Below are 16,641 nucleotides of genomic sequence, written 5' to 3'. Positions count from 1 at the left end.
AGGAGAAAATTTGCGATGAGAAATCGAATGCAGGATCTTGATTTTGAACAGACAGTTGCCTTCGATTCAGTGAAGGACTTTGAATTTACAAGAAAGGCGGCACAGAAGTTCCGACAGGTTGTCAGTCTGGATTCCTTTGAGGATGAGGATGCAGATGTTATTTTTCATTATCTTTACAAGGAGATGGAACTGGTTTCCTTTGGTGACTATCTGAAACGATATGTGTATGAGCGTGCAGAGCTTGAGGAGCCTTTTTCCCAGGTACCGCAGGAAGTCTACAGAGAGATCGTTGTGGAATCCTTCAAGGAAACCTACACACCGAAATCCATGTCACCTACATCAGCCAAGCTGAGTTCTCTGGTGAATAACTGGCTGACTCAGGCATCTGTGAAGCGTGAAACAGTTTTTCTTCTGGGTTTCGGACTTCGGATGAGTACAGAGGATGTTTCAGATTTTCTGACCCGGGTGCTTCGTGAGCAGGATTTTGATTTTCATAATTCGGAAGAAGTGATCTACTGGTATTGTTACCGGAATCATCTTGGCTATTATAAAGCGGAGGAATATAAAGAAACCTACAAACAGATGACTCCGGTGGAAAAAAAGACCGGAGAGATCGTGTATGGCACAGGGCTTTGTCTGGACAGTGAGGAAAAGCTTCTGGAATATCTGGCTTTTCTGAAAGGAAGACATGATGATCCGAAATCAGAGAAGAGCCAGGCTTTTCAGGAATTTATGATCCTTCTGGAGCGGGCAAGGAAGATCATTGCAGCCATGTATCAGGAAGATGAGGAAGAAAACGGTGGCAAAAAAATCTGGAAGCCTGAGAATATCAGTGCTTCGGATCTGGAAAAGGTTATCTGCAGCGGGATCCCTATTAATAAAATGGGAAATCTCAAAAAGATGTCTGCATCCATTCTGGCAAAGCATTTCAGCCAGAAGCGCTTCAGCCGCCAGAGGATCAACAATATCCTGAACCATAAATTTCCGGTGGAGCGGTTTGATCTGATCACGCTGGAGTTTTTTGTAATCTCTCAGGAGATGGCAGAGGATGATCCGTATACGAGATACCGCCATTTCCTGGAGGAGATCCAGGAGATCCTGGCCCGCTGCGAAATGAGTGAGATCTACATAGTGAATCCATATGAGTGCTTTCTTCTGATGTGCCTGCTGACAGACTGTCCGCTGGCAGTATTCTCCGAGATTTGGGAAAAATCCTATGAAGAGGGAGAAGAAAAGAACTGAAAAAAGGATGATGCGTTTTGGTGACGCATCATCCTTTTTTTTGTCCGATCCGGTAAGTCTGTTATTTTGCTTTTCCGGTTTTTACCGCACTTGCAGGTCCGGTCTTTACCTTCTTGTTTACTGAGCGGTATGGAACCAGTCTGTAGCTATATGTAACATTTTTTGCTGTCTTAAATGTATAGCTGGTATTTTTGTAAGAAATAGTTTTTACTTTTTTGAAGGAACCATTTCCTTTTTTCTGATAGATGACATAGCCGGTTGCTCCGGAAATCTTTTTCCAGGAAAGGGTCTGTTTTCCTTTGAGGGTTTTAAGCTTTATGGACGGACGGAGCAGATTCGGTTTCACAGTCACTGCTTTGGAAGCTGGACTGTAGATATAACCGGAGGATGTTTTTTTGCTTGCACGGATCACGTAAGAATATTTATTTCCGATAGTGATCTTTGTGTCTTTGTATGAAGTAGTATTTGCGTTTAAAGTTTTGATTTTTGTGTATTTTCCGGAATTTGTTTTTCTGTAGAGAATATAGTTCCGGGCATTGTTTATACGGTTCCAGCGGAGCGTACAGTTGTTCCAGGAGGCAGAGGCCTTAATTAACGGTGCAGTTAATTTCGTGATCACAGGAGCCGGAGTAGTGGATGGCTTCGGAGTTGGAGTGCTCGTTGGTGCCGGAGCGGATATTTTAAAGGTCAGGGACTGACTTGAAAAATAATTGTTGATTCCTGTAACCGTTACGGAGCCAGTGCCGGTTTTGGCGTTATCTTTCCAGGTAAGGATATAATCCGTGCCTTCCTGAAGCGTGTCCGAGCCGTATTTTACAGTAGGCTTCGGAGTTACTGCATTGCCGTTGAAGATCTGTTCCGGAATATCCGAAAGATCGCAAAGCTTTACAGATGTCATATGCCTTGAACCGGAATAATTCTGCTTATAGGAAAGTGAAAAATCCAGGATCTCATTGCTGGAGGAATAGTATACAGAAGTAATGCGAAAATCATCAGAGGTCAGTTGTGTGCCATTATAGGTGATGACCAGGTTATTTCGCAGATAAGAGGTTACACTTTCACTTTTGCAGTTTGGATCTGCCAGTTGGATGGTCTCACCGGAGAGCTTCAGTGGATTGATGGTGAAGTATTTGGAAAAACCGCTTCTGTAAATGCCGATACCGGTTATATGGACACGAGGTCTGTTGGTTCTGGAACTTGCCATGGTGTTATCATAATAAGAAAGGGTATAATCAACATCTTTCTTTAAGGTAACACCATTCAGTGTGACGGTTGGCTCCGGCTTGAATTCTTTGCCCGGGGCATATTCATAATCCGGAATGTCGCTGATCTCAGCATCTGTTATCGGTGTAAGGTCAATATAGAAAGATTTGTTTTTTTCGCCGGTGAAATTACCCATACCGGAAAGCGTAACGTATGCATTGCCCTGACAGTCATTGTTATGCCAGGAAAGTGTATAATCTACATTTTCAGTCAGCGTCGTACCATTCCAGGTAACCGTTGGTTTCGGAGTCAGTGCGGTTCCGGTATACAGATAGGAAGACTGGGAAAAAGTTACTTCTGACTGAGAGAGATTGATCTGCCGGATAAGGAAATCATCAGTCAGAGTTCCGGAATAAAGGCCAAGACCTGTGATCGTGAAGCTTCCCAGACCGCTGTTACGGTTATTGGAGAAAGAAATCGTATAATCTTTTCCCTCAGTCAGCGTACGACCATGGAATTTTAGTTCAGGAGAAAAAGTAATGGGACTTCCGGTATAGTTCCAGGAACTTGTATAGCGCAGAGAAGTCTCTCTGGAATTTTCCAGATCATAGTATGCATTGAGATCTGCAGACAGTGTTTTGTCCGGGCAGGATTTCAGTGTGGCAGAAACCGTAGTGGTTCCTCTGCTTTTCAGTCGGATAACACCGCTCTGATCCACAGTGGCAATGGAAGGATCTCCGGTTGACCATGTGAAAGAAGCTGGGTCAAGGCTGGAACTCATATAGCTGAATCCATTACAGGTTATATAGATAGCCAGTGTTTTCTGTTCTTCTGTGAATGTGATCGGAGAAGCTTCGTTGAAATGGATATTTATCAGCTTTGGAAGCACGGAAATAACAGGTGACACAGTCTGATTGGCAGGCTGTGTGCAGGCTTCTGTTGCGTGAGAAGAAAAGCACTGGATCCAGTAGAGATGACCGTTCTGTGAGTAGCAGCCGATTCCGGCAGAAACATTTTTGGAATTCATGATGTTCGTGTAATGTCCGGAAGATTCGATCCATGATTCCATAACTTCTTCAGGAGTTCCCTGGTTGATCGCAAGATTTTCACTTGGATCCTCAAAATAAGGAAAGGCTGAAAAACAGATGGAACCATTGGGACGGGTATGACTGGCGCAAACGGTCAGTTCTTCTGCTCTGGTCATGGCGCATTCCAGAAGGTTCTTATCCATAGTGACAGGATTCCGGTTCTTTTTGGCACGTTCCTGATTTACCAGATCAAGGACCTGGTAAGCATAATCATAGCGGCGGATACCCTGACTGAGTTTCAGCTGGACAGCAGTCTGGTCAGAGGCAGCCTGCACACGGACAATGTTGCCCGGCGCCAGCAGAAGAAGCAGAAGCAGCAGCGCAGGCCATAATAAGTATCTTGTTTTTTTCTCTTTTGTCTGGTTCATGATGTTTTCCTTACCAATATAATATAAAGATATTTTCTTTTGTTATTCGTTGTAGTATCCATAGATCGCACGGCTGTCCTGTGCGATGGTGTTCTGTGCAGCAGAGGTATCGTTAAGATCCTGTGACATAAAACAGACTACCAGGTCGATCCCCTTTGCTGTGTCATAGATGATGCCGGCATCGTTTTCTACGTGATCCAGTTCACCGGTTTTGTTGGCAACCTTTACCTCGGAAGGCATCTGAGCCGGGATCTTGTTTTTCCTGGTCTGCATTTTCAGAAGACGATACATATATTCGGCTCCTGCCAGAGTATCGTTGTTATCGGTAGCAGTACCCTTGTCGATCTGATAGATGGTCTTCAGAAATTTTCCACAATCCTTTGCGGAAGTGTAGTTATCCCCTTTGGAATTATCTGCAAGAAGAAGACGTCCCATGGAAGTGCTGGTGTATCCGTGATCCTGACAGAATTTATTCACACGGGCCATTCCGGCTGCGTCATCCCCGCCGCCAAGATAATTGACAAGTGTATTGGCAGCATCATTGTCGCTGACTGTGATCATGGAGTTCAGTGCATTGTCCAGCTGATCCTTGCTGTATTTGGAGGAAAGACTGTCATAATCCTCATATACAGCACCCATGATATAGAGCTTGATCAGGCTGGCAGCCTGCATCTGCTGATCATTGATGGTACCTTCGGTATTTTTTGCAAGATTGCATACATATACGGACCAGGTTCCGTTATCGGTAGGAAGAAGAGACTGTACCTGATTCAGAAGGTTGTCCATGCTGGAATCCGAATTGTCTGTGAAAGTGCTTCCGCTGGATGGGGAAAGTGTTCCTTCTTCCTGAGTGGAAGAAGAACTGTCCTTGCTGCCAGAAGCTTCGGAAGAATCGGAGGCTGCAGATGTATCTGTGGATTCTTCCTGTGCGGAAGGACCCTGGACCTCAGCTGAAGATGCTGCGGCAGCAGCGCTGGAAACGGTAGGATCATCAGGATAAAGAGCATCCAGCTGATCGGCTTTGCTGCTGAGCTCAGCGGCAGAATCAGAAACCTCCTGCACACTTTTCTGCAGCTTGTTAACTTTTGTCTGGAGAGATGCAAGCTTGTCCAGGGAGCGGACATTCAGTGCCCCAAGTCCTGCCAGTGCGATGACAAGCACTGCGATCACAATATATAGAAATGTATTTTTTTTCATATATAAACAAACTCCTTTTTATTATTGGAAATAAGCATCGATTCCATTGGCGATCCCTTCTGCCATAGTCTGCTGGAAGGAGGAATCCGCCATTTTCAGATCATCGCTCTGGTTGGTCATAAATCCCATTTCCACAATCGTCACCGGGATCGTGCTCCAGTTAATACCTGTCATGGAATCTGTGTAGATGATCCCGCGGTTCTGGAAGCCGGTAGCTGCGCAGTAGGAATCCACAATGCATTTGGATAGTTTGTTGGAACTGTCATAGAGACTGGAAACATAAGGATTTTGCTGGGATGGACACATGGTCAGAGCACCGGAGACATCTGCAGAATCATCTCCGTTTGCATGGATACGGACACAGATCTCCGCACCCTGGGAAGCGACCAGCTCTGCACGCTCCTTGTTGCTGATAGCGGTATCATTGTCTGTTCTTGTCATTACTACCTGGTATCCACGTTGTTCCAGGATATCCTTAAGCAGAAGAGAAACATCCAGGTTCAGCTGATACTCCGGGAGACCGCTGAAGGAACCTCTGGTTCCGGTGGAAGCCTTGGCCTTCATGGTGGAGGAACCGGGGCCGTTCGGCTCTGTGGCACTCATATCAACATTTTCGCCCTGATGTCCGGGATCGATCCCGATGATATGGCCGTTGGAAGCAGAAGAGGTATCATTACCGCCATCGGTGAATCCCTCACCACCGGCTTCATTGAAAACAGAGGGTTTGGTCGTTTTCTGACTGTTTTCAGCTTCCGGTGCCCGTTCATGTTCACCGGTGTTGTTTTTGACAGCTTTTTCTGTCTGTGCCCGCTGCTGCAGGTATTTGTCGGTTGCCTGTTTCTTTTCGATCTTAGCTGTATAAAGTTCGATATCCTCTTTCATGGATTTCTGCTTTTTCTGGACCGGTTTGATCACGGAGGCCATTTTCTGGTCAACGGCATCGATCTTCCGGTAGGTTTTATAGCTGAGGCCAAAAAGCAGTCCAATACAGATAAGACCCGTCAGAAACAGGACGATTGCCATCAAATGAGGCTTTTTTTTCATAGAATTACGTCCTTTCTTGGTAGGTGTTTACATTTGTAAATATTATAAAGAAGGAGTCTGGAAAAAGCAATTGCGAAATTGTGCTTGACAACAGGAAAAAGTGTGGTACTATATATGTAAAATAATTATATATAAAAATTTTATATATAAAATAATTATATAAAGAGGTGTGCCTATGTATTATTATCCGGTGTCTGCAGTGCTGACGGAATGCCTGATCCTTTCTGTTGTAGAGCAGCAGGATTCTTACGGATATGAGATCAGCCAGACAGTGAAGATGGTAGCTTCTATCAAGGAATCCACATTGTATCCGATCCTTCGCAGACTGGAGACGGATGGTTATCTGACAACTTATTCAGAGGAATTTCAGGGACGGAAACGTAAATATTATTCCATCACAGAAGACGGACGGAAGCAGCTGGAATATTTGAGGAAAGAGTGGAGAGAATACCGCGATACTATAGACGATATTGTGGAAGGGAGACTTCGAAAATGACAAGAAAAGAGTATATGGAGCAGCTGAAGAAATATCTGAAGCGGCTTCCAAAAGAAGATTATGACAATGCCATTGAGTATTTTTCGGAATACTTCGATGAGGCTGGACCTGAGAATGAACAGCAGGTTATGGAAGAACTGGGACAGCCTAAAGAGGCGGCAAGGGAACTGCTTCTGAACCTTTTACAGGAGAGTGTTGGTGACAGTAAAGACATCACCGAGGAAAAAACAGCAGCTTTGCCGGCAGCAGGTTCATATTACGGAGAGAGCTCCCATGCACATAGCCGGACAGATTCAGGAAACCTGAGTACAACAGGGTACAGTACATCCGCAGGAAAGAAGCGTTCCCCCGGAAAGATCATTCTTCTCGCATTTCTGGTGATCTGTGCATCGCCGGTGAGCATTGCGCTGCTGTTTGCAGGCCTTGCAGTACTGGCAGCAGTGGTGATTGTCATCGCAGCAGTGATCTTTTCCATGGCAGTTACAGGTGTATCAGCAATTGCCGGAGGTATCGTGCTCACAGGTTTCGGCGTGACATTGATCGCAAGATCTCTGGCAGCAGCCTGCATGATGGTCGGCAGTGGATTTCTGATGGCAGGTGCGGGAATCCTCGTTGGAGTACTTACCATATATATATGTAAATGGTGTGCAATGGGAATCGGCCGTCTGGTTAACAGACTTGCAAGAAAGAAGGTGCATAAAAATGAATAAGATTGCAAAAACAGTGCTGATGACAGGTACAGCACTCTGTGTAGCGGGAGTTGTTCTTTCCACAGCAGGATATTTTGCAGGGGGAAAAGATTTCACATATACTTCAGATCATATGTATGTATCCGGAGGAAATTCTTCCAGTCGTAAAAATCTTACAGTAATGAAAAAAGAACAGATTGATGATTTTACGAAGCTGAATGTGGATTTTGAGGATTTTGATCTGGATATCCGTACCTCAGATGATGACCATTATTATATGGAATATAAGCTTGAGAAAAACGGGAGGAAAAATCCTCTGACCTGGAAGGATAAGGATGGAGAGCTCACGCTTGAGGAGCCTGCAGGCGGCAGTGGAAGTTATTATATAACCTATGATCTGGGGATATTCTCTACACATGCGGATCTGACAGAAAAGAAAGATGCATTGAATACGGTGGTTCTTTATATTCCGGAGAAGGCACAGCTTTCCGAAGCGGAGCTTCAGCTTTCCGACGGGGATCTTGCTGCCGATCAGCTTTTGTGTAAAGAAATGACCCTGGAACTTCTCAGTGGAGATCTGATGCTGGATAAGGGCGAGTTCGAAAAGTTTGATGCAAAGCTTTCCGACGGGGATCTGAATGTAAAAGAACTTCAATGTACAGATAACATGCAGCTGAAATCCGGAAACGGAGATGTGACCATAAAAAAGGCAGAGCTTGCAGATGGGCAGATAGCTCTCAGCGACGGAGATATTCAGATAGACAACAGCAGCTTTAACGGAGATATGAAGATCAATAGCTCCTGCGGTGATGTTTCTGTAGAAATGAAGAACGGCAGTGCAGAGAAAACCAATATTTATCTGAAAGCTGCAGACGGAGATGTGGACACGGAGGGGCTTTCCAGGGGAAAAACCGACAATGAGGAAGACACCTCTGTTTATGAGAACAAGGCCGGTGCTTCAGCACCGACTTTAAATGTGGAATGCAGCGATGGGGATATTACATTAACAGAATCTGAAAAATAAAGAATATGAATATCCGTCTGACTATGCATCTGCTTGTAAAAATCCTAAAAAAGAATAAATGAAATTATATGAAGCGCAGGGGTTTTTCCGGAGAAAAATTCCTGCGTTTTTTGGCTGAAATGTATTGACAAATCCCTGTACTATGATATAATTCAATCAAATCACAGAAAACATATATAGTTACTAGGAAATAAGGAAATGGACATAAAGGAAATAAGGAGGATATCATCATGGGTAAAATTTACGGAAGCGCACTGGAACTGATCGGAAACACACCGCTTGTAGAGGTTAAGAACGTAGAGAAATCTGAGGGACTTGAGGCTACAGTACTTGCCAAGCTTGAGTATTTTAACCCGGCAGGAAGCGTTAAGGACAGAATCGGTAAGGCAATGATCGAGGATGCAGAGCAGAAAGGTGTCCTGAAACCAGGCGCAACCATTATCGAGCCAACATCCGGTAACACAGGAATCGGACTTGCAGCCATCGCAGCTGCCAAGGGCTATAAGACGATCCTCACCATGCCGGAGACCATGAGTGTTGAGAGAAGAAACATCCTGAAGGCATATGGTGCAGAGGTGGTTCTCACAGACGGAGCCAAGGGAATGAAGGGGGCCATTGCCAAGGCAGAAGAGCTTGCCAAGGAGATTCCGGGAAGCTTCATTCCAGGACAGTTTGAGAACCCGGCTAACCCGAAAGCACATGCGGCAACAACAGGTCCTGAGATCTGGAATGACACAGACGGAAAGGTAGACATTTTTGTGGCAGGTGTCGGCACAGGCGGAACGATCACCGGTACAGGTGAGTACCTGAAGAGCCAGAACCCGAATGTGAAGGTAGTTGCTGTTGAGCCTGCAACTTCTCCTGTACTTTCTGAGGGAAAAGCAGGCCCGCATAAGATCCAGGGTATCGGCGCAGGTTTTGTTCCGGACACACTTGACACCAAGGTTTATGACGAGATCATTCCGGTAGAGAACGAGGATGCATTTGAAACATCCAAACTCCTTACCAAGAAAGAGGGAATCCTTACAGGAATTTCCTCCGGTGCAGCTCTCTATGCTGCGATCCAGCTTGCAAAACGCCCGGAGAACAAGGGGAAAGTGATCGTAGCACTTCTTCCGGACAGTGGAGACCGTTACTACTCCACACCACTGTTTACAAAATAATCGATCCGAAGACCGCTTCTTTTGCCCCGAAGCGTGATTCTGCGGGATTATTTACGGCGCTCCTGAATGCCTGTCCAAGCAGGCTGCCGGAGCGCCGGTTTTATTCTTGATTTCATTGAATTAAGTAAGCACTCTGTGGGGCTGTGGTTACTGTTCACTGGTAAGGTCCCGCGAAAAGCAATAAGCAGTGTGTGGGGACTTGCTTGTATCTTGTAGCTTTTTCAGGTATAATAGAGAAAACAAACAAAACCTATTAACAATATAAAGAATAAAGTCTGCAAAGCAGATTCTGCTTCCTATGAAAGAAGATACAGGAAGCTGCCTGTGCATCACAGAGAAGGGTGCCGGTTATGGAATACAGAGGAATATTTCCGGCTGAACAGCTGCACAATAACAGAAAGAGCAAAAGGCTATAAATCAGAAGAATACTGAAATATTGGAGGTAAATATTACATGAGGATTTCTACAAGAGGAAGATATGCGCTGAGACTGATGTTGGATCTTGCTACAAATTATACAGGAAAACCGATCCGCCTGAAGGATGTGGCGAAGCGCCAGGAGATCTCCGATAAATATCTGGAGCAGATCATCTCCATCCTGAACAAAGCAGGCTTTGTCCGCAGTGTCCGTGGCCCTCAGGGCGGCTATGCACTGCAGCAGACCCCGGATAAATACACGGTCGGAATGATCCTTCGTCTCACAGAAGGAAGCCTTTCCCCTGTGGAATGTCTGGACGACAACGGAGCCATCTGTGACCGTGAGGAGAACTGTGTCACCCAGATCCTCTGGAAAAAGCTGGACGACGCCATCAAAGGTGTGGTAGATCATATAACACTGGAAGACCTGATGAACTGGCAAGCCGTGAAGGCGGACGAATATATCATATAAAAAAAGCTGCGCAAGCAGCTTTTTTTTATATCACATTTTTTTACTAATATTTTACAAAACCGCGATTTTATATTTTACCTTCCATTTCTATAATAACACCTGTATTTAAGCAGTAAGCAAGTAAAAATGATCATAGAAATGAGGAGAAAAAAATCATGAAAAAAAGAATCGCAGGTATCTTAACAGCAGCACTTATCGGAACTACAGTAATGGGAACCGTTGTAATGGCAGCACCATCCGGAGCGATCGACGTAATTTCCCGTGAGGACGGATCCGGAACACGTGGAGCATTCGTAGAGCTGTTTGGGATCGAAGAAGAAAAAGACGGCGAGAAAGTAGATATGACAACACAGGAAGCAAGCATCACAAACAACACAGATGTAATGCTTACCACAGTAGCAGGCGATGAGAACTCTATCGGATACGTATCTCTGGGTTCCCTCAACGATACAGTAAAAGCAGTAAAGATCGACGGAGCAGAGGCAACAGCAGAGAACGTTGCAGATGATACATACAAGGTAGCACGTCCGTTCAACATCGTAACAGGCGACAAGCTCAGCGATGCAGCACAGGATTTCATCAACTACATCATGAGCTCTGACGGACAGGACATCATCGAAAAAGAAGGCTACATCAAAGTAGATGAAAAAGCAGAGGCATACAAAGCCGGAGATGCAAAAGGCAAAGTCGTAGTTATGGGATCTTCTTCCGTAGGACCTGTAATGGAGAAGCTTGCAGAGGCATATCAGAAAACAAACAAAAACATCACAGTAGAAGTTCAGGTCAGCGACTCCACAACAGGAATCAATAGCGCAACAGAGGGTGTATGTGATATCGGAATGGCATCCCGTGAGCTGAAGGACGAGGAAACAGAGAAAGGTGTTAAAGCTACAGAGATCGCAAAAGATGGTATCGCAGTCATCGTAAACAACGACAATGACCTTGAGGAGCTTTCAAGTGACCAGGTAAAATCCATCTTCACAGGTGATATCACAGACTGGGAAGACGTGACCAAATAAATTCCCGGATAAAAAACGATTGAAGTATCTTACAAAGAGCGGCGATCATGACAAGGTCAGGAAAGCCGCTCCGTTATATATCAGCACAGTGGATATCCACTGGAACAGAGAGAAAGGTGTCTTATGAATCATTTAGGAGAAAAGGCCATGAAGGTCGTTTTTCTCATTGCGGCCTGTGCATCGGTTCTTGCAGTATTTCTTATTTGTGTGTTCCTTTTTGCAAACGGTCTTCCTGCAATGGGAAAGATCGGTCCCTTAAAATTCCTTTTCGGAACAGAATGGAGACCAACAAACGATAAATTCGGAATCCTGCCAATGATCGTGGCAAGTATTTATGTAACTGCAGGAGCAATCCTTATCGGAGTTCCGATCGCACTTTTTACATCCGTATTTATGGCAAGATATTGCCCGAAAAAAATCTATAAACCACTGAAATCCGGTATTGAGCTTATGGCAGGCGTTCCATCTATCGTATATGGCTATTTTGGTCTGGTTCTCCTGGTACCGCTGATCCGCCAGCTGTTCGGAGGAACCGGAAGCAGTATGCTGGCAGCATGTATCCTTCTGGGAATCATGATCCTTCCGACGATCATCGGAGTTACGGAATCGGCAGTACGAAGCGTTCCGGAAAGCTACTATGAAGGCTCACTTGCGCTTGGCGCAACAAAAGAAAGAAGCATTTTCTTTGTTATGCTTCCGGCAGCAAAGTCAGGAATCCTGGCAGGCGTTGTCCTTGGGATCGGACGTGCCATCGGTGAGACCATGGCCGTGATCATGGTAGCCGGAAACCAGCCACGTATGCCGAAGGGACTTCTTCAGGGTGTCCGTACCATGACTGCAAACATCGTAACAGAGATGGGATATGCATCAGGACTTCACAGAGAAGCACTGATCGCAACAGGAGTTGTACTCTTTGTATTTATCCTGATCATCAACTTAAGTCTTTCACTGCTGAACAGGAGGGCGGAGTATGCAAACTAACGTATCTGTAGCCGCAGATCCTGCGGCAGAAGCAAACATGAAAAAAAGAAATACACTTACCATAGGAGACCAGCTGAAGTCTTATGCAAGACATCCTGGTGCAGGAGTCCTGGCATTTCTCACACTGCTGGGAGCAGTGATCACTTTTGCACTGCTGTTCTTCCTGATCGGCTATGTGCTTGTAAAAGGTATTCCCTATCTGAATGCAAGTCTGTTCAGCCTTACCTATACCTCAGAGAACGTTTCCCTTCTCCCGTCACTGATCAATACCCTGATCATGACACTGGTATCTCTGGCGATTGCCGCTCCGGTAGGAATTTTTGCAGCGATCTTCCTTGTGGAATATGCAAAAAAAGGCAGCCGTTTTGTAAAGCTGATCCGTATTACCGCAGAGACACTTTCCGGTATTCCATCTATCGTATATGGTCTGTTCGGTATGCTGTTCTTTGTAACTGCACTGCACTGGGGCATGTCTCTTCTTTCCGGTGTGCTGACTATGGTGATCATGGTACTTCCCCTGATCATGCGTACCGCTGAGGAAGCACTGAAATCTGTTCCGGATTCTTACCGTGAGGCAAGCTTCGGACTTGGAGCAGGCAAGCTCCGTACTATTTTTACGATTGTACTTCCCTCCGCAGTTCCTGGAATCCTGGCAGGTGTGATCCTGGCCATCGGACGTGTGGTAGGTGAGACTGCAGCACTTCTTTATACTTCCGGTACTGTTGCGGCAGTTCCAAACAGCCTGATGGGTTCCGGACGTACCCTGGCACTTCACATGTATGTGCTTTCCAGTGAGGGACTTCATGTAAACCAGGCATCTGCAACAGCAGTAGTCATTCTGGCATTTGTACTTGTTATCAACGGACTGTCCGGTCTGGTAGCCAGAAAAATTGCGAAAGGATAATGATCGATCATGAGTGAAAATACAAAAATTTCAATTGACAATATGAATCTCCATTACGGAAACTTTCATGCCCTGAAGGGAATCAATATGGAGATCCCGGAAAAAGAGATCACAGCATTTATCGGACCAAGCGGCTGTGGTAAATCTACACTTCTGAAATCCTTAAACCGTATGAATGACCTTGTGGAAGGCTGTTCCATCACAGGAAAGGTAGAGCTTGACGGGGAAGATATTTACGGAGATATGGACGTGAATCTTCTGCGTAAGCGTGTGGGCATGGTATTCCAGAAGCCCAATCCTTTCCCGATGAGCATTTATGATAATATTGCATACGGTCCGAGAACACACGGAATCCGTTCCAAGGCAAAGCTGGACGAGATCGTGGAAAAATCTCTCCGCGATGCGGCAATCTGGGATGAGGTCAAGGACCGCCTGAAAAAAAGTGCTCTTGGAATGTCAGGCGGACAGCAGCAGCGTCTCTGCATTGCCCGTGCCCTGGCAGTACAGCCGGAGGTGCTTCTTATGGATGAGCCCACATCTGCCCTGGACCCGATCTCCACTTCCAAGATCGAGGATCTGGCAGTAGAGCTTAAAAAGGATTACACCATTGTTATGGTCACACATAACATGCAGCAGGCAACCCGTATCTCCGACAAGACAGCATTTTTCCTTCTTGGTGAGGTTGTGGAATTTGCGGATACAGACAAGCTGTTCTCCATGCCGGCAGATAAGCGTACAGAGGATTATATTACAGGAAGGTTTGGTTGATATTATGTCAGAACGTTTTGTAAGACAGCTGGAAGAGCTTCACGTGGAACTGATCACCATGGGAAGTCTCTGCGAAAAAGCAATTTCACTTTCTGCCAAAGCTATTCAGGGTGAAGGCGGGATGACTCTCATTGGCAAGATCTTTGAGACGGAAAAAGAGATCGATGCACAGGAAAAAGAGATTGAAAATCTCTGCATGAAGCTTCTTCTTCATGAGCATCCGGTAGCAGGAGATCTGCGATCCATTTCCGCAGCACTGAAGATGATCTCCGATATGGAACGCATCGGTGACCAGGCAGCAGATATTGCGGATCTTTCCAAGCATATCGAGGACAAAGCAGTTACCGGAGATATCATTAATATCCGGAAGATGGCAGAGGATACTGTCCGGATGGTTACAGAAAGCATCGATGCCTTTGTAAAGGGTGATCTTGAGCTTTGTAGAAAGGTTATTGACGATGATGATAAGGTGGACGATGCCTTCAATGATATTAAGGAAAAGCTGGCCGAGGTCCTGAATAACGGAAAGCCGGATGCAAGCATCGGTCTGGATATCCTTATGGCTGCAAAATATTTCGAGCGTATCGGTGATCACGCTGTGAACATTGCAGAGTGGGTGGAATATTCCATCACAGGAAACCACAGAAGCGGTTCCAGTCATACAGATAACTATTTTGTTGAGGAATAGAAATAAGTAAGAGCAGATTGCAAAGAGTTGCATTATTATAAAAAAGTGCTGTGGTATTGAAAGGATATCACAGCACTTTTTATAATGTGATGAAATTTACAAGGATTTAACTTTTTCCGGATAATTATTTTTACATTGCTTTTGTAAAATGCTATATAGATTTCGGAGAAAGGAAAGGGCTGAGCTTTGAGTAAAAAAATATTTAAGTATATCATGCTGGTTTCATCACTGATCACAGTACTGGGACTGGCATTTGTCGTGGGAATCCTTTATCACTATTTTCAGGGACAGCTGATGGGTGAGCTGAAGAAAGAAGCCGTGTATATTTCCAGAGGCGTGGAAAGTACCGGGACAGATTATCTGAAGAAGCTGAATGATGAGGATTCCAGGATTACTTATGTGGATGAAAGTGGAAAAGTTATCTACGACAATGAGGCAAATGTGGAAAGCATGGATAATCACGGACATCGCAAGGAGATCCGTGAAGCAGAGATCAACGGAGAAGGTGCGGATGAAAGAATGTCATCCACGCTTTCCGAAAAAACAATGTATTATGCAGTACGCCTTGAAAATGGCAATGTGCTGAGAGTTTCCAGTAACCAGGCTTCTGTATGGATGCTGCTCCTGCAGCTGCTTCCGCCTTTTGCTGCAGTTCTGATACTTATGCTGCTCCTGTCCGGCGTATTTGCATCCAGGCTTTCCGGGAAGGTTGTGGAACCTCTTAATGGGCTTGATCTGGAGCATCCGGATGAGAATGATGCCTATGATGAGGTACAGCCGCTTCTCAGCAAGATTGGCAGACAGAGCCGGCAGATCCGTCTGCAGCTTGAGGCAGCCAGAAGACAGCAGAAAGAATTTTCTATTATCACGGAGAACATGCAGGAGGGACTTCTTGTGATCGACCGTTATACCATGGTACTTTCTATCAACTCCAGTGTGGGAAAGCTTCTTAAGGTAAAGGAGATCAAAACAGGAGAAAGTGTATATCTTCTGAACCGCTCGGAGGAGTTTCGAGGTGTCGTTGGGCAGGTCCTTGAAGGAAAGCATGAGAACAAGATCCTTCGTCTGGATGGCAGTGAGATTCAGGTGATCGCCAATCCTGTCACAAGAGAAAATAAGACAGAGGGTGCGGTGATCCTTCTGGTGGATGTGACCGAAAAAGTAGAAAGGGAACAGCTGCGAAGGGAATTTTCCGCCAATGTTTCCCATGAACTGAAAACGCCGCTGACTTCCATTTCCGGATTTGCTGAGATCATGCAGGACGGATTTGTGAAGGATGAGGATGTGAAGGTTTTTGCAGGACGCATCTATAAGGAAACGCAGAGACTGATCCGTCTGGTTGGGGATGTGATCCGGATCTCCCGTCTGGATGAGGGCGGATTGCCGTATCAGTGGGAAAAACTGGATCTTTACAGTCTGACTCATGATATTTTTTCTACCTTACATGAAGCTGCCGAAAAGCAGGAAGTGCATATGTATATGGAAGGCGGAAGTACAGTGCTGGATACAGTACCGACGATCATGGAAGAGGTTCTCTATAATGTCTGCGATAATGCTGTCAAATATAACCGCCGGGGTGGAGAGGTCTTTGTGAGACTGAAGGATGGCGAGGATGCAGTTCGCGTGAATGTGCGGGATACAGGGATCGGTATTCCGAAGGAAGATCAGGAACGCATTTTTGAACGCTTTTATCGGGTGGACAAAAGCCATTCCAAGGAAATCGGCGGAACCGGCCTTGGCCTTTCCATTGTGAAGCACGGGGTAAAAACTCTGAACGGCAGGCTGTGGCTTAACAGTGAACCGGGACAGGGAACCGAGATCATTATGGAATTTCCGAAACATCATATGGAAAAGGAAGCAGCAGAGTGAACATAGGTCG

15 protein-coding genes are annotated in these 16,641 nt (G+C 45.5%); 12 read left to right on the top strand and 3 right to left on the bottom strand.

Annotation, left to right across the window (positions count from 1 at the left end; translation table 11 throughout):
* The first annotated feature begins 15 nt into the window (after positions 1-15).
* On the top strand, positions 16-1,242 hold the full coding sequence (locus tag NE638_RS05055) for a hypothetical protein (protein WP_173745852.1): 1,227 nt from the start codon (positions 16-18) through the stop codon (positions 1,240-1,242).
* Positions 1,243-1,303: 61 nt separating this feature from the next.
* On the opposite strand, the gene NE638_RS05050 is transcribed toward NE638_RS05055, so the two are convergent.
* The 3 genes from NE638_RS05050 to NE638_RS05040 are packed head-to-tail and all read right to left on the bottom strand — an operon-like array spanning position 1,304 to position 6,142.
* Positions 1,304-3,901 (bottom strand): CAP domain-containing protein, encoded by a 2,598-nt coding sequence (locus NE638_RS05050; protein WP_173745851.1) that lies wholly within the window; start codon positions 3,899-3,901, stop codon positions 1,304-1,306.
* 42 nt (positions 3,902-3,943) lie between these two features.
* Complete coding sequence (locus tag NE638_RS05045; protein ID WP_173745850.1) at positions 3,944-5,098, bottom strand: serine hydrolase; 1,155 nt, start codon at positions 5,096-5,098, stop codon at positions 3,944-3,946.
* A gap of 21 nt (positions 5,099-5,119) precedes the next feature.
* Entirely contained in the window at positions 5,120-6,142 is a 1,023-nt protein-coding gene (locus NE638_RS05040) for an N-acetylmuramoyl-L-alanine amidase family protein (protein ID WP_244094800.1), read from the bottom strand.
* Between the two features lie 175 nt (positions 6,143-6,317).
* Between NE638_RS05040 and NE638_RS05035 the strand changes: the two genes are divergently transcribed.
* The 11 genes from NE638_RS05035 (at position 6,318) to NE638_RS04985 (ending at position 16,631) form a co-directional block, all read left to right on the top strand.
* A complete protein-coding gene (locus NE638_RS05035) occupies positions 6,318-6,638 on the top strand; it encodes a PadR family transcriptional regulator (protein ID WP_015526294.1) in 321 nt (106 codons plus the stop codon).
* Positions 6,635-7,348, top strand: a complete 714-nt coding sequence (locus tag NE638_RS05030) for a DUF1700 domain-containing protein (RefSeq protein ID WP_173745849.1) — start codon at positions 6,635-6,637, stop codon at positions 7,346-7,348. The genes NE638_RS05035 and NE638_RS05030 overlap by 4 nt, the downstream gene beginning before the upstream one ends.
* Positions 7,341-8,351 (top strand): DUF4097 family beta strand repeat-containing protein, encoded by a 1,011-nt coding sequence (locus NE638_RS05025; RefSeq protein ID WP_173745848.1) that lies wholly within the window; start codon positions 7,341-7,343, stop codon positions 8,349-8,351. The genes NE638_RS05030 and NE638_RS05025 overlap by 8 nt, the downstream gene beginning before the upstream one ends.
* Before the next feature lie 230 nt (positions 8,352-8,581).
* Positions 8,582-9,514 carry a cysteine synthase A gene (gene cysK, locus NE638_RS05020; protein WP_015526291.1) on the top strand — a complete coding sequence of 311 codons (933 nt, stop codon included), beginning with the start codon at positions 8,582-8,584 and terminating at the stop codon, positions 9,512-9,514.
* A 453-nt stretch (positions 9,515-9,967) separates the two neighbouring features.
* The gene (locus NE638_RS05015) at positions 9,968-10,402 is read left to right on the top strand and encodes an RrF2 family transcriptional regulator (protein WP_044962087.1); all 435 of its coding nucleotides are present in this window, start codon (positions 9,968-9,970) and stop codon (positions 10,400-10,402) included.
* A 155-nt stretch (positions 10,403-10,557) separates the two neighbouring features.
* Positions 10,558-11,421 (top strand): substrate-binding domain-containing protein, encoded by an 864-nt coding sequence (locus NE638_RS05010; protein WP_021652475.1) that lies wholly within the window; start codon positions 10,558-10,560, stop codon positions 11,419-11,421.
* Positions 11,422-11,544: 123 nt separating this feature from the next.
* Positions 11,545-12,402 (top strand): phosphate ABC transporter permease subunit PstC, encoded by an 858-nt coding sequence (gene pstC / locus NE638_RS05005; protein ID WP_021652474.1) that lies wholly within the window; start codon positions 11,545-11,547, stop codon positions 12,400-12,402.
* On the top strand, positions 12,392-13,306 hold the full coding sequence (pstA, locus tag NE638_RS05000; RefSeq protein WP_173745847.1) for a phosphate ABC transporter permease PstA: 915 nt from the start codon (positions 12,392-12,394) through the stop codon (positions 13,304-13,306). Before pstC ends, pstA begins: the two co-directional genes overlap by 11 nt.
* Positions 13,307-13,315: 9 nt before the next feature.
* Complete coding sequence (gene pstB / locus NE638_RS04995; RefSeq protein ID WP_021652472.1) at positions 13,316-14,074, top strand: phosphate ABC transporter ATP-binding protein PstB; 759 nt, start codon at positions 13,316-13,318, stop codon at positions 14,072-14,074.
* Between the two features lie 4 nt (positions 14,075-14,078).
* Positions 14,079-14,762 carry a phosphate signaling complex protein PhoU gene (gene phoU / locus NE638_RS04990; protein ID WP_022427023.1) on the top strand — a complete coding sequence of 228 codons (684 nt, stop codon included), beginning with the start codon at positions 14,079-14,081 and terminating at the stop codon, positions 14,760-14,762.
* Positions 14,763-14,948: 186 nt separating this feature from the next.
* The gene (locus NE638_RS04985; protein ID WP_330603375.1) at positions 14,949-16,631 is read left to right on the top strand and encodes a sensor histidine kinase; all 1,683 of its coding nucleotides are present in this window, start codon (positions 14,949-14,951) and stop codon (positions 16,629-16,631) included.
* Positions 16,632-16,641 lie beyond the last annotated feature (10 nt).

The sequence above is a fragment of the Blautia sp. MSK.18.38 genome, assembly GCF_024460535.1.
GTDB lineage: Bacteria > Bacillota > Clostridia > Lachnospirales > Lachnospiraceae > Blautia_A > Blautia_A fusiformis.
This window is presented reverse-complemented; position numbering and strand designations above follow the sequence as displayed.